An 18,663-nucleotide genomic window follows, 5' to 3' on the forward strand; every position below is an offset into this window, starting at 1 on the left:
CCGGCATCCCGGGGTCGCCCGGGTCGACTACCCGGGGCTGCCGGACCACCCCGGCCGCGAGACGGCCCGCCGCCTGTTCGACTCGGGGCCGGAGGGCACCCGGTTCGGGGCGATCGTGACGATCACCCCGCACGGCGGCGCCGCGGCCGGCATGGCCCTCGCGGACGGCCTCCGCCTGGCGAAGGTGGCCACGTCACTGGGCGGCACCCACACGCTGGCCGGGCACATCGCCTCCACGACGCACCGGCAGATGGACGAGCGGGCCCTGTCGGCCGCGGGCATCGGCGCGGCGGCCGTCCGCTTCTCCGTCGGCCTCGAGGACGCCGACGACCTCATCCATGACGTCGACAACGCCTTGACCGCCCTGGGGCGCGTCCGGGAGCACGAGGGGGCATCCAACGCGTGATCCGGTCGGGCCGGTTCGTGCGGCCGGGCGGGAGACAGCGCCGTGTATGGTCGAGGCTCCGCGGGTGTTGGCGCAGGTGAGAAGAGGGGTGGGGGCATGAGCAAGATCCGTGTCGCCGTTGTTTTCGGCGGCCGCAGCTCCGAACACGCGATCTCCTGTCTCACCGCGGGCAGCATCATCGCGGCGCTCGACACGGACCGCTATGAGGTCGTCCCGGTGGGCATCGCCCGCGACGGCCGCTGGGTGCTCGCCTCCGGGCAACGGCTCGCGATCGAGGACGGGCACCTGCCCGAGGTGCACACCGACGGCGCGCCCCTCGCCCTCCCGTTCGACCGGGCCGCCGGCGGCCTGATGGTCGTGGAGCCCGGCGAGGTGCCGCGGGCCCTGGGCGAGGTCGACGTGGTGCTGCCCCTGCTGCACGGCCCGTACGGCGAGGACGGCACGATCCAGGGCCTGCTCGAACTCGCCGGCGTCCGCTACGTCGGCGCCGGGGTGCTCGCCGGCGCCGCCAGCATGGACAAGGCCTTCATGAAGGTCATCCTGCGGGGCGCCGGGCTGCCCGTGGGCCCGTACGTGGTCGTCGGCGACCGCCGCTGGCGGCGCGAGCGCAAGCGCGTGGTGGACGACGTCAAGGAGCTCGGCTGGCCGGTGTTCGTCAAGCCCGCGCGCGCCGGGTCGAGCATGGGCATCTCCCGCGTCGACGCCGAGCCGGACCTGGAGGCCGCGGTCGAGGCGGCGCGCGAGCACGACCCGAAGGTGGTCGTCGAGGCGGCGGTCGAGGGCCGCGAGATCGAGTGCGGCGTCCTCGAGGGCCTGGACGACGGCCCGCCCGAGGCCAGCCTGCCCGCCGAGGTGCACGTCGGAGGCGGCCACGACTACTACGACTTCGAGGCCAAGTACCTCGACGAGGGGCTGCGGCTCGACATCCCGCCGGACCTGCCGCCCGCCGTCGTCGAGGAGGTCCGCAAGCTGTCGGTGCAGGCCTTCGAGGCGGTCGGCTGCGAGGGCCTGGCCCGGGTCGACTTCTTCTACACGCCCGACGGCCGCGTCATCGTGAATGAGATCAACACGATGCCCGGATGCACGCCGGCGTCGGCGTTCCCCAAGATGTGGGCGGCGACCGGCCTGGACTACCCGGCCCTCGTGGACCGCTGGATCCGTACGGCGATGCGGCGGCCCATCGGCCTGCGCTGAGCCTCCGGGGGCGCGGAGACTCAGGCGAACGGCAGCCAGGCCGTCTTGGCGAGCGACGTCGCGTCGTTGGCCTGCAGGCCGGACGCCGACAGCGTCCACAGCGTGCCACCGGTCAGCAGCGCCCGCTCGACGGGACCCGCCGATTCCGGCGGCCGTACGCTCCCCAGACGCCGTACGCCGGACGAACCGGCCGACAGCACCAGGGCACCGTCCGGGCCGCCCATCGGAACGACCGTCAGGCCGGTGGCCGGCCAGTAGAGGAACGCGCGCGGGTCGCCCTCGGCCGCCGACCAGGAGGACGGCAGTGTGTACCCGCTCAGTCTCCGCGGCGCGGCCGGGTCGCTCACGTCGAACAGCGACACCTGTGCGCCCTTCGCACGGCCGTTCGCGTCGGCCTGCTGACCGACCCCGATGAGCCGCCCGTCGCCGGCCGGGTGCAGGTAGGCCGAGTAGCCGCTGACCTTCAGCTCGCCGGTGACCCGCGGCCGGGCGGGATCGCGCAGGTCCAGGGCGTACAGCGGGTCGGTCTGCCGGAACGTCGCGACGTAGCCGACGGGGCCGGCGAAGCGCACGGCGTAGAGCCGCTCGCCCCGGCCGAGGCCGCCGGCCTCGCCCACCTGCTCCAGGCGTGTCCCGTGCCGCGCCAGGACGTACACGGCGCTCTGGGACGCGCCCGGGGACGTCGCCGTGCCCCCGGAGGTGGTGGCGACCCGCAGGTTCCCGGCGTACTCGGACAGGGAGTACTGGTTCACCGGGGTGCCGGGCACCGAGCCGGAGGCCGCGAACCGGGGCGGGCCCGAACTCCCCGCGTCGAAGCGGTAGATGTCGGTCCGGTCCGCCGAGCCGGACCGGTGGTCGGTGACGTACAGGCCGGTGCTCGACCCGTACACCGTCTCACCGCCGGCCACCACACTGACCGGGGAGGCGTCGGCCATGTCGCCGGACAGGTCCACCGACAGCACCGAGACCAGCGACAGCCCGGTGTAGGACGCCGGGTGGCTGACCCGGTCGCACGGCACCTTCTCGGCCGTGGTGCGGCCGCCGCGCGTGACGCTGTAGCGCGGCAGCCACGCGTCCAGGGGCGCGCTCTGGACCGCCTTGCGGTTCGCGGCGGTGGCGTCGGCGTCGCCGCCGCCGTGCCGTTGCGGAAAGGTGATCTCGGGCGCCGACCGTACGATGATCCGCGCGGTCGGGCCGGTACGGCGGGCGTCCACGTACGAGCCGTCGATCCGCATCGAGCTCACCACTCGTGGCGCGCCGCGCAGATCGACGAGCGCCAGGCGGGGACCCGTCGTGCCGGGGGCGCCGACCGGTCCGTCGACGATGCCGCCACGCGCGAAGGTGATCGCCGGGCGCAGCACGACGAGCGCCCGGTCGCCGTACAGCATCAGCTCACCGGCGGACCACGCACCGCCGTCGCGCAGGTCGAGCGAGCCGGTCTGCCGGCGCGACGCCGCGTCGACCACGATCAGCCGTCCACGCGCCACCGTGACGATCCGGCGGCCGTCGGTCTTGACCAGGTCGGGTTCGTCGACGCCCGGCTCCTGCACGTTCGTGTCGGAGTGGGGCGGCGCGGCCTGCTCCCGGGCCGTCACGTCTCCCGGGACGCGCCCGCCGGCGAGCGGCCGCATGACGGGGTCACCCGCCAGGCCGTAGGGGCCGACACGCGCCGCGGTGGCCTTGCGCAGGCCGCTGAGCAGGTCCCCGCAGTCGTCATAGGCGACCAGGCGCAGGGGCGGGCCCGGTCGTACGGGGCGGGCGGCGCCGCTCGCGCCGCATCCAGCGATGATCACTCCGGCGACCGCGACCGCGAGGACCGGCCGGGCGCCCGAACTCGAATCGGAGCCCATGGGTCTTGGACGCGCGCCGGGCGCGTCCGGTTCCGGTGAACTCCAATTGACGGGGCGTTAAAGGCCGCGAAACCGAGGTGAAACAGCCTGACGTGCAGGATTGACCCATCAGATCCGCCGAAGATCTGCTGACGAGAGAAGGGACCGGCACTTGCTGTTCACGCCCGCCGCGCCGATCCGGACGGTGCAGTACGTCCCCGGTCACAACCGCTGGCACCCCGACATCCCGCCCGTCGCCGAAGTGATCGCCGGAGGCTCGATCCGGATGAGCTGCCAGGGCGATGACGTCCTGTGCGGACCGGTCGGCGTCGTCGGCGCCGAGCCGGGCGACCTCGTCATGGTCGAGATCCTGGGCATCGGCCGCCTGAACGGGTGCTTCTCGCCCGCGGCCCACCCGGGCATCCTCGGCTGCGCGCCCTCGCACGCCATGCTCCACGGCACGGTCGGCGACCCGGACGGAGCGCTGCTCGGGCGCATCGCGCCCTCGTCCGCCGACCACGCGCGGGTCGCGGCGAGCGCCTCGCCGCTACGCCCCTCGTGCCGGGCGCTGGCGCCGCGCGCGCAGATCCTGCTGCCGGTGTACGTCCCGGGAGCCCGCATCTCGGTCGGCGACCTGCACTTCCCCGACGAAGGCGGCTGCCGGACCGACGACGGCTGGATCGACCTGCGAGTGCATCTGACCAAACGCGGCATGGAGCGGTTCCAGGTCACCGAACCGGTGCTCATGCCGATCACGACCAGTTCCCTCGACGCGACGGTCGCCGGCCTGACCGTCGGAGTCGCCTGAAGCCGCGCCGGAAGGCGCTGAGACGCCCGGAAGGGGCCTGAGGAGGTGAATGCCTAGGGGAAGCACCGAACCGTCAGGAGGCACCTCGCCGAGGAGTGCGTACTCGTCTCCCGCACTCCTCGGCGTTCCTGCGTGGCATGCTGGAACCGATGGACGATCCAGAGCTGGTGGAGTTCGCGACCAGGCTTTTCGGCCTTGCCCGCGAAGGCCGCACCGACACGCTCGCCGCGTACATCGACGCGGGCGTGCCGGCCGATCTCGGCAACGACGCGGGAGACACCCTGCTGATGCTGGCCGCCTACCACGGGCACGCCGAGACCGTGCGGGCGCTGCTCGAACGCGGCGCCGACCCCGGGCGGGCCAACGACCGCGGCCAGACACCGCTGGCCGGCGCGGTCTTCAAGAAGGAGGCCGAGGTCGTACGCGCCCTGCTCGACGCGGGCGCCGACCCTCGAGCGGGCACCCCCTCGGCCGTCGACACGGCCCGGATGTTCGGCCATGAGGACTTCCTGCGGTGGTTCGGCGCGTGAGGCCCCCGATGCGCCGTACGGGCGCCTCTCAGGCGGCGAGCGGCGCGTCCAGCCGCTGCGCCATCTCCCGCATCCGCCGCAGCGCGGCCAGCTCCATCTGCCGCACCCGCTCCGCGGACACGCCCAGGCGCATCGCGATCTCGCGGCGGCTGTGCTCGGTGCCGTCCTCCAGGCCGTAACGCGCCCGGAGGACCACCGCCTCGCGCGGTTCCAGCCGGTCGAGCATGCCGTCGATGATCTCGAGCTGGGCGCCGGCCATCGCCTCGTCCTCGGGTGAGGGCGCGTCCTCGTCGGCCAGCAGGTCGCCCAGGGAGGTCTCCTCGTCCTCGCCGACCACGGCGTCCAGGCTCGCGGGCGTACGGTCCCAGCGGTCCAGCTCGCCGATCCGCTCGACCGGGAGGTCCAGCTCGGCGGCCAGCTCCTCGTCGGTGGGCTCGGAGCCGGTGAGCAGGACGAGTTCGCGGCGGGCCTTGCGCAGCCGGTTGACGTCGGTGTGGACCGCGCCGGGCAGGCGCACGGACCGGGAGGAGTTGGCCAGGGCGCGGCCGATCGCCTGCCGGATCCACCACGTGGCGTAGGTGGAGAACTTGAAACCTCGGTGCGGGTCGAACCCCTCGACCGCCCGGATCAGGCCGATCGTGCCCTCCTGGATCAGGTCCAGCAGGCTCATGCCGTCGGTGGGGTAGCGGCGCGCGACCGAGACGACCAGGCGGAGGTTGGCCAGGATGAACCGGTCCTTGGCCGCGTCGCCTCGTACGGCGACCTCCTCCAGCTCCTCGACCGTGGCGCCGTCGGGACGGGTGCCGATGTCGAGGTGGTTGTGAGCCAGCAGCCCGGCCTCCATGGCCAGCGCCAGCTCGATCTCCTGTTCGGCCGTGAGCAGTGGTGTCGCGGCGATCTCATCCAGGTAGGCGCCCAGCAGGTCGCCATCGGCGGCACGTCCGGGCCGCCTGACACGCCTACCGCTGTTCGTGGTCGCCGCCATGGGCCACCTCGCTCTCACGTCGGATCCCGTATGGATCAACGCCGATCTCCCCTTTGCTGTTCCGCGATACCCCGAATGTCAGCTTCGCCAACACGGAGAAGAGCACCGGTCGCAGTTGTCCGAAATCGTGCGTAAGTCCGCATCCGAGACCGATGGCGTGGGGAGAGGCAGGGTGCCCGACCCGGTGACGGACGGCATCGCCCCGACGCGACCAGAGCGATCGCGCGGGGCATCGGACCGTCCAGGCCGAAGTGGGCACCCCGGAGAACGAGGGAACCCGCCCCTGTCGTTCCGGACCGGGCCGGGCCCGGACGCTCAGCACCGTCTGGAGCGTTCAGGGGCGGTGCTCGTCACGCGATCAGGCGCGAGAGGCCTGGACCTCGAGCTGGACGTCGACGCTGTCACCCAGGAGTGCCTTGTCGCCGCCGAGCGGGATGTTGAACTCGATGCCGTACTCCTTGCGGCTGATCGAGGTGGAGGCGCTGAAACCGACGCGCGTGCCGCCCCAGGGGTCCTCGCCGGAGCCGTTGAACTCCAGGTCGAGGGTGACCGGGCGGGTGACGTCGCGGATCGTCAGGTCGCCGTCCAGGAAGTACTTGTCGCCGTTCTCGCGCACACCCGTGCTGACGAAGCGGATGGCCGGGTGCTTGTCCAGGTCGAGGATCTCGGCGGACCGGATGTGGTTGTCGCGGTCGTTGTTGCGGGTGTCGATCGACTTGATCTGGATCTCGACGGAGGTCGTGGACTCGAGCACGTTCTCGGGGATCTCGAGCGAGCCGGAGAACTCCGTGAAGGACCCGCGGACCTTGCTCATCAGGTGCCGGATCAAGAACGTGACCTCGCTGTGGGCGGGGTCGATGTTGTATGTGCCGGGCGTGATCCCCAGCTCACTGGCGAGGGTGGACATGAAAGCCTCCGTTGCTTGAACCTTCAACAATGTGGCCCGAAGTTTAGTTGAAGGTTAAATCAGGTGCAAGTGCCGGAGCCCATGGATACCGTACGGGGATGAGTGGCGCCCCGCTGGATCGCGGTCTGCTCGACTTCGCCGTCGAACTGGCGGATCGGGCCGGGCGGCTCGCCGCCGAGCGGTTCTTCGCCGGCGATTTCGAGGTCGGGATCAAACCCGATGGTACCGAGGTCACCGACGCCGATCTCGCCGTGGAGGAGCTGATCCGGACCGAGCTGGGCCGTCGCTGTCCTGATGACGCGGTGTACGGCGAAGAGGCGGGGGCCGCCCCGGGCGTCTCCGGCCGGCGATGGATCATCGACCCGATCAACGGCACCCGGCACTTCGTGCACCGCGTTCCCCTGTTCGGCGTCAGCATCGCCTACGAGGACGAGCACGGCTCGGCCCTCGGCGTCATCAACCAGCCGGTCGCGCGGCAGATCGTCTACGCCGGCAGGGGGCTGGGATGCCGTGTCCGGACCGGTGACGCGGAGGCCGCGCCGGCGCTGCGGGAGACGGCCGAGCTGCGCCGGGCCCGGGTCGAGATGGTCAACCCCGGCAGGTGGCCGGGGGACCTTCTCCTGGCCCTGCACCAGAACGTGATCGTGACCGGTCTCGCCGGCGGTGTCGTCGGCGTCCTCACCGGGCTCGCCGACGCCGTCGTGATGGCCGGGTCCGAGATGGGATACGAGGACCTCGCGCCGCTGCCGGTGCTTCTCGAGGAGGCGGGCGGCCGGGCCACCGACCTGTCCGGCGGGCCCTTGCCGTCCGGGCCGGGCACCGCCCTGGTCAGCACGGGGCGGTTCCACGACGCGTTGCTCGGCCTTCTCCGCCCGCCCGGGCGGCCCTGACCGGCTACCCGGCCTCGCGCAGGCGCCGGGCGGCGTCCTCGGGGCGGATGTCGTTCACGAAGGCGCCCATGGCGGCCTCCGAGCCGGCGAGATACTTCAGCTTCGTCGCGGCGCGGCGGGTGCTGAACAGCTGGAGGTGCAGGTACGCGAGGTCCCGGTCGGCCGTGACCGGTGCCTGGTGCCAGGCGGAGACGTACGGCATCGGCACGCCGAACAGGCGGTCCAGGCGTCGCAGCACGTCCACGTACAGCGGCGCGAACGCGGTGCGCTCCTCCGCCGACAGGGCGCTCAGGTCCGGCACCTTCCGGTGGGGGAACAGCTGCACCTCGAACGGCCACCGGGCCGCCTCCGGCACGAACGCCGTCCACAGGTCGTTCGCGGCGACCACGCGTACGTCGGCGGCGCGCTCGGCCGCGAGCACGTCGGCGAACAGGTCGCCTCCGGTCTCCTCTCGGTGGGCGCGGGCGACCTGGAGCATCCGCTCGGTCCGCGGCGTGACGAAGGGATAGGCGTAGATCTGCCCGTGCGGGTGGGCGAGCGTGACGCCGATCTCCGCGCCGCGGTTCTCGAAGCAGAACACCTGCTGTACGCCGGGCAGCGTGGACAGCTCGGCCGTACGGTCGGCCCACGCCTCCATGACCGTGCCGACCTGGGCCAGGTCGAGCGTCGCGAACGACGCGTCGTGGTCGGGGGAGAAGCACACCACCTCACAGCGACCCAGCCCCGGGACGACGCCGTCCAGGTGCTCGGGGACGCGGCCGGAGTAGGAGGGGAAGCGGTTCTCGAAGACGGCCACCTCGTAGTCGGCGGCCGGGATCTCGGTGGGCCGGCCGGGCGTGGAGGGGCAGAGCGGGCACTGGTCGCTCGGCGGCAGGTGGGTGCGGTCCTGGCGGTGCCCGGCGATCGTCACCCACTCGCCGAGCAGCCGGTCGCGGCGCAGCTCGGACGCCCGTGGAGGCGGCGGGAGCGTACGGGTGTCGATCGCGGACCGGTCGGCGTCGTCGTGCCGGTCGAAGTAGATGAGCTCGCGTCCGTCGGCGAGATGGGTGACCGTGCGCTTCACGCGTTCGCCTCGTCCGGGTCAACGGTGATCAGTTCGCCGACCTCGTCGGCGAGTTGCTTGCGTGCCTCGTCGCCGAGGCCCGAGTCGGTGACGAGCACGTCGGCGTCGGACAGCCGCGCGATCGTGCTGAGCCCGACCGTGCCCCACTTGGTGTGGTCGGCCAGGACGGCGAGGCGGCGGGCCGCGCCGACCATCGCCCGGTCGGTCTCGGCCTCCATGAGGTTCGGCGTGGTGAACCCGGCGCGAGTGCTCATGCCGTGTACGCCGAGCAGCAGCAGGTCGACGTTGAGCGCGCGGACCGCGTTGACCGCGACGGGCCCCACCAGGGCGTCGGAGGGGGTGCGGATGCCGCCGGTGAGCACGATCGTCTGGTCCGCGCGGCTCGCCCGGTAGAAGACATCGGCGATCTGGATCGAGTTCGTGACAACGGTCAGCTCCGGAACGTCGGTCAGGTGATGGGCGAGCGTCCACGTGGTGGTGCCGGCCGAGACGGCGACCGCGGTGCCGGGCCGTACGAGCAGGGCGGCGCGGCGGGCGATGGCCTCCTTCTCCTCGCGCTGGCGAACCGACTTGGCGGCGAAGCCGGGCTCTTCGGTGGAGCCCGCGCCGACCGTGGTCGCGCCGCCGTGCACCTTGGAGATCAGGCCGCGGTCGGCCAGCACCTCCAGGTCGCGCCGGATCGTCATGTCGGAGACGCCGAACTCACGTACCAGGTCGGCGACACGGACACCGCCGTGCTGCTGGACGAGGTCCAGGATCGCCTGCTGCCGCTGTTGGGCGAGCATCGTCACCTCCTCTCGGTGACCGTCCACCGCGTGCAGCGTGCCCGGAGAAACGACATATGTCAACACAGCCACACATCGTGACGCGGAAGGTCTTGTTGGTTTGTGTTGGGAATGGTAGGAATGCGCACATCGCCTGGTAACTCGGCGGAAACATCGGGGTAACGGGACCAGGACCATCACCAGCCGGCAGTTCTCAGAAAGAAGGCAGAGCATGGCCCGGATACGCAGGCCCGTGGCCGCGGTCGTCGCCCTCGGCGTCGCGGCCGCCCTCAGCCTCTCCGCCTGTTCGTCAGGCAAGGAGAGCACCGACACGAGCGCGGGCAAGAAGGTGTCGGGGAAGATCTCCCTCGCGTACCTGCAGAAGCAGGGCGACCAGCAGTACTTCATCGACGAGGCCCAGGGCGCCAAGGACAAGGCCAAGCAGCTCGGCAATGTCGACATCAAGGTCGTCAACCTGGGCAACGACACCAACAAGGCGGTGTCGGAGACGCAGGCGGCCGTCGCCCAGAAGGTCAACGGCGTCATCATCGTGCCGCCGGACCCGGCCGTCGGCCCGCAGATCGTGCAGACCGCCGCCGCCGCGAAGGTCACGCTGCTGACCAGCGACGACCAGGTCTGCAAGAACGGCCCGGACCCGTCCAAGTGCGCCAAGGACCAGCTCGTCCAGCGCGTCGGCTTCTCCGGCAGCCAGATGGGCCAGCAGGTCGGCCAGCGCGCCGCCGAGGAGTTCAAGAAGGCGGGCTGGAAGGCCTCCGACACCGCGGTGATCTCGGCCTGGAAGCAGGACGTGACCGTGTGCACCGACCGTGTGGTCGCCGCCCAGGCCGCGTTCGAGCAGGCCGCCGGCAAGGTGCAGGTCATCAAGGTCGGCACCGACAACACCCCGACCGACGCCCAGTCCAAGACCGGCGCCGTCGTCTCGGGCCACCGCTCCGTCAAGCACTGGGTCGTGTGGGGCTGCAACGACGAGAACGTCTCCGGCGCGGTCACCGCGCTGCAGAACGCCGGCTACAAGGCCGCCGACATCGACGGTGTCGGCCTCGGCGCCTACCTGGCCTGCAAGGACTGGAACTCGGGCAAGGCGACCGGCATGAAGGCCGCGCTGTTCATCAACGGCTACGACGTCGGCGGCCTCGCCGTCCAGACGATCGTGGACAACCTGCGCAACGGCAAGCCCATGCCGCAGGAGGCGTTCGCGCCGACCAAGATGGTCGACGCCTCCAACTGGAAGCAGGAAGGCGTCAAGTGCACCTGACGTGAGCGAACCGGCCGGGGAGCGCGGCGTTCTCCCCGGCCGGTCGACGCCGGTGCCCGCCGCCTCGGGCGCCGGCGTCCCGCCCCTTCGCCGACGATCGCGACCGGTGCGCATTCCTCCGCCGCTCACCGGCCGCATCACCCCCGGGCAGGACGCGGTGCCCGATCCACCGCGCCGGCCCCAGCAGTGCGCAAACCCCCGAACGCAGGAGCAGCACATGCGCACCGTCCGTGTCCTCGTATCGGCACTCGTCGCGACCGCGGCGAGCGTCGCCGGTGCCGCCACCCTCTCCCTCGCCTCGGCCCCGCCGGCCGCCGCCCTCGACAACGGCCTCGCCCGGACCCCGCAGATGGGCTTCAACAACTGGAACGCGACGCACTGTGGCTCGGACTTCAACGAGGCCATGGTCAAGGGCATCGCCGACCTGTTCGTCTCCTCCGGCCTGAAAGACGCCGGATACCAGTACGTCAACCTCGACGACTGCTGGGCCGAGCACGACCGCGACGCCAACGGCGACTACGTCCCGAACACGACGCGGTTCCCGAACGGCATCAAGGCGGTCGCCGACTACGTGCACTCCAAGGGCCTGAAGTTCGGCATCTACACCAGCGCCGGCACCATGACCTGCGCCCAGACGATGCCCGGCTCGCTCGGCCACGAGCAGCAGGACGCCCGGCTGTTCGCGTCCTGGGGCGTGGACTACCTCAAGTACGACAACTGCAACAACCAGGGCGTCGACGCCGTCCAGCGGTACACCGCGATGCGCGACGCGCTGAAGGCGACCGGCCGTCCCATCCTGTTCTCGATGTGCGAGTGGGGGGAGAACAAGCCGTGGCTGTGGGCCAAGGACGTCGGCAACTCCTGGCGCACCACGGGCGACATCAGCGACGGCTACTCCAGCATGCTCGGCATCGTCCACCAGAACATGGCCCTGGCCCGGTACGCCGGGCCGGGGCACTGGAACGACCCGGACATGCTGGAGGTCGGCAACGGCGGCATGACCGATACCGAGTACCGGTCGCACTTCAGCCTCTGGGCCGAGATGGCGGCGCCGCTGCTGATCGGCACGGACCTGCGCAAGGCCTCGCCCGAGACGATGAAGATCCTCACCAACAAGGACGTCATAGCGGTCGACCAGGACAAGCTCGGCGTCCAGGGCGCACCGATCTCCACCGACGGCGGCCGGGACGTCTTCGTCAAGCCGCTCGCGAACGGCGACAAGGCCGTCGTGCTGTTCAACGAGTCGGACGGGCCGCAGCGGATCACCACGTCGGCCAAGGCGATCGGGATGCCGTCCGCGCCCGCGTACCGGGTGCGGGACCTGTGGGCGCACACCGACCGCGAGACCGCCGGCGCCCTCACCGCCATGGTCCCGGCGCACGGCACCGTGATGCTGCGCGTCGCACGCGACCCGCGCTGGGTCGTGTACCCGCCGGCGGTGGACGCCGCCACCGAGGTGCCGGTGGCGTACCCGGGCGCGCGGCCGTTCGTCGAGCCCGGCAAATCCGTCACCGTGACGACGACCGCCACCGACTCGGGCAGGCTGCCCGCGCTGCTGCTGCGGAACAACCTCGCCGTCCCCGACGGCTGGACCGTCCAGGCCACGTCGCGCGAGTCCACCGTGCTCGTCGGCTCGGGCAAGAGCTTCGCGACGACGTGGACCGTCCAGGTGCCGGCCGGCGCGAAGCCCGGCACGTACGACCTGGACACCACCGCGACCTACCAGCCGGACGCCACGGTCGCCGAGAACATCGTCCAGGTCGACGTCCTGACCACGACCCCGCCGCCGTCCGGCACGTCCTACCTCAGCGACATCCCCTGGCTCCGCAGCGACAACGGCTGGGGTCCGGTCGAGAAGGACACCAGTAACGGGGAGACGGCGGCCGGCGACGGCCACCCGATCACCATCAACGGCACCGTCTACAAGAAGGGGCTCGGCGTGCACGCTCCGAGCACCGTCGAGTACTACACGGCCAAGAAGTGCACCTCCGTGTCGGCCGACGTCGGCGTGGACGACGAGAAGACGGCCAACGGCTCGGTCACCTTCGAGGTCTGGGCGGACGGCACGAAGGTCGCCGACAGCGGCCTGCTCACGACCGCCGATCCGGCCGAGCACCTGACCGCCGACGTCGGCGGGGCGACATTCGTCCGCCTCATCGTCACCGACGGCGGCAACGGCAACGACAGCGACCACGCGGACTGGGCCGACGCCCGGCTCACCTGCACCTGATCCACCCGGCGGGGCGGCTCACCGGCCGCCCCGCCACGGCCCGAAGGCCTGCCATGACCAAGAGAAGCGAGGGGACATCCCAGTCCTCACTCCCCTGGATGAAGGAGGGCTCGTGACAGAGTTGCGCGTCGCAGGGATCTCCAAGCGGTTCGCCGGCGTACGGGCGCTGAACGACGTCACGCTGGACTTCCCCGGCGGGGCGGTGACCGCCCTCATGGGGGAGAACGGCGCGGGGAAGTCCACCCTCATCAAGATCATCAACGGTGACTACCTGCCGGATGATGGGGAGATCGTCCTCGACGGCGGGCCGCTGAACCTGCACTCGCCCGCGGACGCACGGCAGGCCGGCATCCGCGTCATCCCGCAGGAGCCCGAGATCGTGCCGCACGTCTCGGTGGCCGAGAACGTCTACCTCGGCGCGCTGCCCCGCCTGGCCGGCCGTGCGCTCGACCGCGCCACACTCAACCGGCGCGTGCGCGCCGACCTCGAACGCCTGGGCTTCGAGCGCGTCATCGACCCGGACACACTCGGCTCCCACCTCACCCCCGCGCAGCGGCAGCTGGTGGAGATCCTGCGGGCGCTGACCACCGACGCGAAGGTGATCGCGTTCGACGAGCCGACGTCGTCGCTGTCGGAGCACGAGGTCGACGCGCTGTTCGCGCTGATCCAACGGCTGCGCGAGGACGGCCTGGCCGTCATCTACGTCTCGCACCGGATGCAGGAGATCTTCCAGCTCGCCGACCACATCGCGGTACTGCGCGACGGCGGCCTGGTGGGCGTGCGCGACGCGGCCGAGACCGACGAGAACGAGATCGTGCGGATGATGGTCGGCCGTGACCTGTCGGCCATGTTCTCCCGCGAGCACTCCGCCACCGGCGACGTCGTGCTGGAGGTCGACCACGTCACCAGCGACGACGTGCAGGACATCAGCCTCACCGTGCACGCCGGCGAGGTGGTGGCCCTCGCCGGTCTGGTCGGCGCGGGCCGCTCCGAACTGGCCGGGGCGCTGGTGGGCGACCTGCCGATCCGCACCGGTGAGGTGCGCGTCGAGGGCCGGCGCGTACGGCTGCGGCAGCCGAGCGACGCCGTACGGGCCGGCATGGGCTACGCCCCGGAGGAGCGCAAGGCCCAGGCGCTGCTGCTCGAACGCTCGGTGCGCGACAACACCTCCCTCGTGGTGCTGGACCGGCTGCGCCGCCTCCGCTTCGTCAGACGCGCCGAAGAGCGCAGGCTGACCCGGGAGTACGTCGACCGGCTCAACGTGCGCACGCCGGACATCGAGCACGAGGTGCGCAAGCTGTCCGGCGGCAACCAGCAGAAGGTCGTGCTCGCCCGCTGGCTGGCCCGCAAGCCGAAGGTGCTCATCCTCGACGAGCCCACCCGCGGCATCGACGTCGGCGCCAAGGCCGAGATCTACCACCTCATCGACGACCTCGCCCGCTCGGGCGTGGCCGTCCTCGTCATCTCGTCCGAGCTCCCCGAGGTGCTCGGACTGGCCGACCGCGTGATCGTCATGCAGAACGGCCGCATCACCGGCGAACTCGACCGTGCCGACGCTTCCGAAGAGGCCATCCTCGGCCTCGCGATGGCGGAGGACCTGACCACGTCGCTATCGGAGGGACAGCAGCAATGACAACCGCCACCCGCGAGCCCGTGGACACGCCGCCGAAGGACCCGGCGTCGCGCCGCGTCCTGGCCACGGTCGGGCCGCAGAACCTCAGCCTCATCGGCGCGCTCATCGTCGTCGTGGCGATCTTCACCTGGCTGAACTCCGGCTACCTCACCTGGGACAACGTCCAGGTGATCGGCGAGGCCGCGACCGTGGCCGGGCTGCTGGCCGTGGTCCAGACGGTGGTGATCATCTGTGGCGCGATGGACATCTCCGTCGGCTCGCAGACCGGCGTCGCCTCGGTCATCTCCGCGATGGCCTTCATGTCGACCGGCCACAACCCGTTCCTCGGCATGGTCGCCGCGATCGGCCTGGGCATCGTGATCGGCGTGCTGAACGGCCTGATCATCGTGTACGGCCGGGTCAACCCGGTCATCGCGACGCTGGCCGGGCTCGCCGCCTACAAGGGCGTCGCCCAGCTCATCTCCGGCGGCCGGGCGCAGGGCTTCGTCCTGGGCGACGACCTGTTCATCTTCATCGCCCGCGGCCGGATCGTCGGCATCCCGGTGCAGGTCTGGATCCTGATCGTGGTCGCCATCCTCGTCCACGTGATGCTGAAGTACACCGACATCGGCCGCAACGTCTACGCCATCGGCGGCAACGACACCGCCGCGCGCCTGGCCGGGATCAACATCAACAAGTACCTCATCGCGGTGTACGCCCTGGCGGGCATCGTCGCGGCGGTGGCCGGCATCGTCTTGACCGCGCGCACCGGATCGGGCCAGCCGACCAGCGGCAGCGAGGGGCTCGAGCTCCAGTCGATCACCGCCGCGGCCCTCGGCGGCTGCGCGCTGAAGGGCGGCAAGGGCGGCATCGGCGGCACTCTGCTGGCGGTACTGCTCCTCGGCGCCCTCAACAACGGCCTCAACGTCGTGGGCGTCAACACGTTCTGGCAGAACGTCGCCCAGGGCGCGCTCCTGGTCGTCGCGGTCATCATCCAGCAGCGCCGCAGCGGAGAGCGGGCGGTCGGCCTGCCGACCTGAGCGTCCGCCCGGGCTCGTACCGTTGGACCGACACGATCGGGTAAGCATGTGTCGTTCATCGATCCCGGGGAGGACCACGTGCTCGGACTGCCGGACGCCGTCACGGTATGCCTGTTCGACATGGACGGGGTGCTGACCCGCACCGCGACCGTCCACGCCGCCGCGTGGAAGCAGATGTTCGACGACTTCCTGCGCGAGCGTGAGGGCGACTCGTTCACGCCCTTCGACGCGGACGCCGACTACGACGAGTACGTGGACGGCAAGCGGCGCGAGGACGGCACCCGGTCCTTCCTGAGATCGCGCGGCATCGAACTGCCCGAGGGCGCGCCGGACGACCCGTCCGGCGCGCCGACGATCGCCGGGCTGAGCGCGCGCAAGAACGAGCTCGTGCTGGAGAAGCTCCACGAGAACGGGGTCGAGGTCTACCCTGGCTCGATCCGCTACGTACGCGCCGCCCGCGACGCCGGGCTGAAGACCGCCGTGGTCTCCTCCAGCGCCAACACCGCCGACATGCTGGAGGCCGCCGGCATCACCGGCCTGTTCGACGCCCGCATCGACGGTGTCACCGCCAAGGAACGCGGCCTGCCCGGGAAGCCCGCGCCGGACATGTTCCTCGCCGGGGCCGAGGCGCTCGGCGTGCCCGCCGCGAAGGCCGTGGTGTTCGAGGACGCCCTGGCGGGCGTGCAGGCCGGCCGGGCGGGCGGCTTCGCGCACGTCGTCGGCGTGGACCGCGTCGGCCAGGCGGAGGCGCTGAGGCGTCACGGGGCGGATGTCGTCGTCAAGGACCTGGAGGAGCTGCTTTGATCAAGCAGGCCGCGTATGCCGTCGAGCCGTGGTGCATCCGCGAGCAGCGGCTGGACTTCGACATGCTCGCGCAGAGCGAGTCGGTGTTCGCCCTGTCCAACGGCCATGTCGGCCTGCGGGGCAACCTGGACGAGGGAGAGCCGCACGGGCTGCCGGGCACCTACCTCAACTCGGTCTACGAGCTGCGGCCGCTGCCGTACGCCGAGGCCGGCTACGGCTATCCCGAGTCGGGGCAGACGGTCATCAACGTCACCAACGGCAAGCTGTTCCGGCTGCTGGTCAACGACGAGCCGTTCGACGTCCGGTACGGCGAGCTGCGCTCGCACGAGCGCCTGCTGGACCTGCGGGCCGGCACGCTGACGCGGAAGACCGAGTGGACCTCCCCGGCCGGCGACACCGTGCGCGTCTCCTCGGTCCGGCTCGTCTCCCTCGTCCAGCGCGCCGTCGCGGCGATCTGCTACGAGGTCGAGGCGGTCGACGAGCCGGTGCGCATCGTCGTGCAGTCGGAGCTGGTCGCCAACGAGACGCTGCCGGCGGCGGGCGAGGACCCGCGCGCCGCGGCGTCTCTGGAGTCCCCGCTCGTCCCCGAGGAGTGCGTCGCCACCGACCAGAGCGTCGTCATGGTCCACTGCACCCGGGAGAGCGGGCTGCGCGTCGCCGCCGCGATGGGCCACCAGATCGACTGCGCCGACGGCACGATCGAGACGGGGGTCCTCGACGACGTCGGCCGGGTCACCGTCGCCACGCGCCTGAAGCCCGGCCGGCGGCTGCGCATCATCAAGTACCTGGCCTACGGCTGGTCCAGCCAGCGGTCGCGGCCCGCCCTGCACGACCAGGTCATCGCCGCCCTCGCGGCGGCGAAGCTGTCCGGCTGGGAGGGGCTGCTGCGCGAGCAGCGGGAGTACCTCGACGACTTCTGGGCGGGCGCCGACGTCGAGGTCGACGGCGACGCCGAGGTGCAGCAGGCGGTGCGGTTCGCGCTGTTCCACGTCCTCCAGGCCGGTGCGCGGGGCGAGCGCCGGCCCATCTCCGCCAAGGGCCTGACCGGGCCCGGGTACGACGGCCACACGTTCTGGGACACCGAGTCGTTCGTGCTGCCCGTGCTCACCTTCACCCAGCCGCGCGCCGTCGCGGACGCGCTGCGGTGGCGGCACTCGACGCTCGACAACGCCAGGGCGCGTGCCCGGCAGCTCGGGCTGGATGGGGCCGCCTTCCCGTGGCGCACGATCCAGGGCGACGAGTGCTCCGGGTACTGGCCGGCGGGTACGGCGGCGTTCCACATCGGCGCCGACATCGCCTACGCGGTCGTGCGCTACCTGTCGGCCACCGGCGACGAGACGTTCGCCCGCGACTACGGCCTCGAACTGCTCGTGGAGACCGCACGGCTGTGGCGCAGCCTCGGTCACCACGACGCCCAGGGGCGCTTTCGCATCGACGGCGTGACGGGGCCGGATGAGTACAGCGCGCTCGCCGACAACAACGTCTATACGAACCTCATGGCCCAGCGGAACCTCCAGGCCGCCGCCGACCTGGCCGAACGCCATCCGGAGCAGGCCGAACACCTCGGCGTGACCGACGAGGAGACGGCGTCGTGGCGCGACGCGGCGACCGACATGTTCATCCCGTACGACAAGCGGCTCCACGTGCACCCGCAGAGCGAGGGCTTCACCGAGCACGCGCCGTGGGACTTCGAGTCCACCGAGCCGGACCAGTATCCGCTGATGCTGAACTTCCCCTACTTCGACATCTACCGCAAGCAGGTCGTCAAGCAGGCGGATCTCGTGCTCGCCATGCACCTGCGCGGCGACGCCTTCACCCCCGAGCAGAAGGCGCGCAACTTCGCCTACTACGAGGCGCTGACGGTCCGCGACTCGTCGCTGTCGGCCTGCACCCAGGCGGTGATGGCGGCGGAGACCGGCCACCTCGACCTGGCCCACGACTACCTGGGCGAGGCCGCGCTGATGGACCTGGACGACCTGGAGCACAACACGCGTGACGGGCTGCACATCGCCTCCCTCGCCGGTGCCTGGACTGCACTGGTCGGCGGCCTGGGCGGGATGCGGGTCGAGGACCACACGCTCGAGTTCACCCCGCGGCTGCCCGGCGGCATCACCCGGCTGGCCTTCCGGGTGCGGTACCGCGGACGCCGGCTGAAGGTCACCGTCACCGCGCACCAGGCCGTGTACGAGCTGCTCGACGGCGACCCGCTGGAGATCACCCACAACGGCGAGCGCGTGACGCTGGACGGCGGATCGGTCAGCCGCCCGGTGACGCCGCCGCCGGTCCGGCCCACGCCCACGCAGCCGCGCGGGCGGGCGCCCCGGC

16 protein-coding genes are annotated in these 18,663 nt (G+C 71.5%); 11 read left to right on the plus strand and 5 right to left on the minus strand.

From position 1 onward, the window contains the following. Nucleotides 1–406: PLP-dependent transferase (locus tag ACFFNX_RS17405; protein ID WP_378202640.1), on the plus strand; the 406-nt coding region annotated here is incomplete at its 5' end. A gap of 96 nt (nt 407–502) precedes the next feature. Further along, entirely contained in the window at nt 503–1,600 is a 1,098-nt protein-coding gene (locus ACFFNX_RS17410; RefSeq protein WP_378202643.1) for a D-alanine--D-alanine ligase family protein, read from the plus strand. A gap of 20 nt (nt 1,601–1,620) precedes the next feature. Here the strand turns inward: ACFFNX_RS17410 and ACFFNX_RS17415 are convergent, their stop codons facing one another. Further along, entirely contained in the window at nt 1,621–3,450 is a 1,830-nt protein-coding gene (locus tag ACFFNX_RS17415; protein WP_378202646.1) for a beta-propeller domain-containing protein, read from the minus strand. 151 nt (nt 3,451–3,601) lie between these two features. Between ACFFNX_RS17415 and ACFFNX_RS17420 the strand changes: the two genes are divergently transcribed. Together ACFFNX_RS17420 and ACFFNX_RS17425 are read left to right on the plus strand one after the other, a co-directional pair. Then, nucleotides 3,602–4,237, plus strand: a complete 636-nt coding sequence (locus tag ACFFNX_RS17420) for an acetamidase/formamidase family protein (RefSeq protein ID WP_378202649.1) — start codon at nt 3,602–3,604, stop codon at nt 4,235–4,237. 149 nt (nt 4,238–4,386) lie between these two features. Further along, nucleotides 4,387–4,767, plus strand: coding sequence for an ankyrin repeat domain-containing protein (locus tag ACFFNX_RS17425; protein ID WP_378202652.1), 381 nt, complete (start codon nt 4,387–4,389; stop codon nt 4,765–4,767). A gap of 28 nt (nt 4,768–4,795) precedes the next feature. Here the strand turns inward: ACFFNX_RS17425 and ACFFNX_RS17430 are convergent, their stop codons facing one another. Both ACFFNX_RS17430 and ACFFNX_RS17435 read right to left on the minus strand, forming a co-directional pair. Continuing rightward, nucleotides 4,796–5,752, minus strand: coding sequence for a sigma-70 family RNA polymerase sigma factor (locus ACFFNX_RS17430; protein ID WP_378202655.1), 957 nt, complete (start codon nt 5,750–5,752; stop codon nt 4,796–4,798). 358 nt (nt 5,753–6,110) lie between these two features. Further along, on the minus strand, nt 6,111–6,659 hold the full coding sequence (locus tag ACFFNX_RS17435) for a YceI family protein (protein WP_378202657.1): 549 nt from the start codon (nt 6,657–6,659) through the stop codon (nt 6,111–6,113). 98 nt (nt 6,660–6,757) lie between these two features. On the opposite strand from ACFFNX_RS17435, the gene ACFFNX_RS17440 reads away from it, so the two are divergent. Then, the gene (locus tag ACFFNX_RS17440; RefSeq protein WP_378202659.1) at nt 6,758–7,549 is read left to right on the plus strand and encodes an inositol monophosphatase family protein; all 792 of its coding nucleotides are present in this window, start codon (nt 6,758–6,760) and stop codon (nt 7,547–7,549) included. 4 nt (nt 7,550–7,553) lie between these two features. On the opposite strand, the gene galT is transcribed toward ACFFNX_RS17440, so the two are convergent. Both galT and ACFFNX_RS17450 read right to left on the minus strand, forming a co-directional pair. Then, entirely contained in the window at nt 7,554–8,612 is a 1,059-nt protein-coding gene (gene galT / locus ACFFNX_RS17445) for a galactose-1-phosphate uridylyltransferase (RefSeq protein WP_378202662.1), read from the minus strand. Next, nucleotides 8,609–9,397, minus strand: coding sequence for a DeoR/GlpR family DNA-binding transcription regulator (locus tag ACFFNX_RS17450; protein ID WP_378202684.1), 789 nt, complete (start codon nt 9,395–9,397; stop codon nt 8,609–8,611). The genes galT and ACFFNX_RS17450 overlap by 4 nt, the downstream gene beginning before the upstream one ends. 211 nt (nt 9,398–9,608) lie before the next feature. On the opposite strand from ACFFNX_RS17450, the gene ACFFNX_RS17455 reads away from it, so the two are divergent. The 6 genes from ACFFNX_RS17455 to ACFFNX_RS17480 form a co-directional block, all read left to right on the plus strand. Beyond that, nucleotides 9,609–10,652 carry a substrate-binding domain-containing protein gene (locus tag ACFFNX_RS17455; RefSeq protein ID WP_378202665.1) on the plus strand — a complete coding sequence of 348 codons (1,044 nt, stop codon included), beginning with the start codon at nt 9,609–9,611 and terminating at the stop codon, nt 10,650–10,652. A gap of 217 nt (nt 10,653–10,869) precedes the next feature. Further along, the gene (locus ACFFNX_RS17460; RefSeq protein ID WP_378202668.1) at nt 10,870–12,882 is read left to right on the plus strand and encodes an NPCBM/NEW2 domain-containing protein; all 2,013 of its coding nucleotides are present in this window, start codon (nt 10,870–10,872) and stop codon (nt 12,880–12,882) included. 112 nt (nt 12,883–12,994) lie between these two features. After that, the gene (locus ACFFNX_RS17465) at nt 12,995–14,515 is read left to right on the plus strand and encodes a sugar ABC transporter ATP-binding protein (protein WP_378202671.1); all 1,521 of its coding nucleotides are present in this window, start codon (nt 12,995–12,997) and stop codon (nt 14,513–14,515) included. Next, nucleotides 14,512–15,534, plus strand: coding sequence for an ABC transporter permease (locus ACFFNX_RS17470; RefSeq protein WP_378202675.1), 1,023 nt, complete (start codon nt 14,512–14,514; stop codon nt 15,532–15,534). The genes ACFFNX_RS17465 and ACFFNX_RS17470 overlap by 4 nt, the downstream gene beginning before the upstream one ends. A 48-nt stretch (nt 15,535–15,582) precedes the next feature. Further along, nucleotides 15,583–16,338, plus strand: a complete 756-nt coding sequence (locus tag ACFFNX_RS17475) for an HAD family hydrolase (RefSeq protein WP_378202678.1) — start codon at nt 15,583–15,585, stop codon at nt 16,336–16,338. Continuing rightward, on the plus strand, nt 16,335–18,663 hold a 2,329-nt coding region (locus tag ACFFNX_RS17480; RefSeq protein ID WP_378202681.1), incomplete at its 3' end, for a glycoside hydrolase family 65 protein. The genes ACFFNX_RS17475 and ACFFNX_RS17480, both read left to right, overlap by 4 nt.

Origin of the sequence: Actinoallomurus acaciae, assembly GCF_042429965.1 — a bacterium.
GTDB classification, from domain to species: Bacteria; Actinomycetota; Actinomycetes; order Streptosporangiales; family Streptosporangiaceae; genus Actinoallomurus; species Actinoallomurus acaciae.

What these genes read in the sequence shown, in the direction of transcription:
- ACFFNX_RS17410 (WP_378202643.1), top strand. Translation starts at nt 503, where the DNA reads ATGAGCAAGATCCGTGTCGCCGTTGTTTTCGGCGGCCGCAGCTCCGAA.
- ACFFNX_RS17415 (WP_378202646.1), bottom strand. Translation starts at nt 3,450, where the DNA reads ATGGGCTCCGATTCGAGTTCGGGCGCCCGGCCGGTCCTCGCGGTCGCG.
- ACFFNX_RS17425 (WP_378202652.1), top strand. Translation starts at nt 4,387, where the DNA reads ATGGACGATCCAGAGCTGGTGGAGTTCGCGACCAGGCTTTTCGGCCTT.
- ACFFNX_RS17430 (WP_378202655.1), bottom strand. Translation starts at nt 5,752, where the DNA reads ATGGCGGCGACCACGAACAGCGGTAGGCGTGTCAGGCGGCCCGGACGT.
- ACFFNX_RS17435 (WP_378202657.1), bottom strand. Translation starts at nt 6,659, where the DNA reads ATGTCCACCCTCGCCAGTGAGCTGGGGATCACGCCCGGCACATACAAC.
- ACFFNX_RS17440 (WP_378202659.1), top strand. Translation starts at nt 6,758, where the DNA reads ATGAGTGGCGCCCCGCTGGATCGCGGTCTGCTCGACTTCGCCGTCGAA.
- ACFFNX_RS17450 (WP_378202684.1), bottom strand. Translation starts at nt 9,397, where the DNA reads ATGCTCGCCCAACAGCGGCAGCAGGCGATCCTGGACCTCGTCCAGCAG.
- ACFFNX_RS17455 (WP_378202665.1), top strand. Translation starts at nt 9,609, where the DNA reads ATGGCCCGGATACGCAGGCCCGTGGCCGCGGTCGTCGCCCTCGGCGTC.
- ACFFNX_RS17460 (WP_378202668.1), top strand. Translation starts at nt 10,870, where the DNA reads ATGCGCACCGTCCGTGTCCTCGTATCGGCACTCGTCGCGACCGCGGCG.
- ACFFNX_RS17470 (WP_378202675.1), top strand. Translation starts at nt 14,512, where the DNA reads ATGACAACCGCCACCCGCGAGCCCGTGGACACGCCGCCGAAGGACCCG.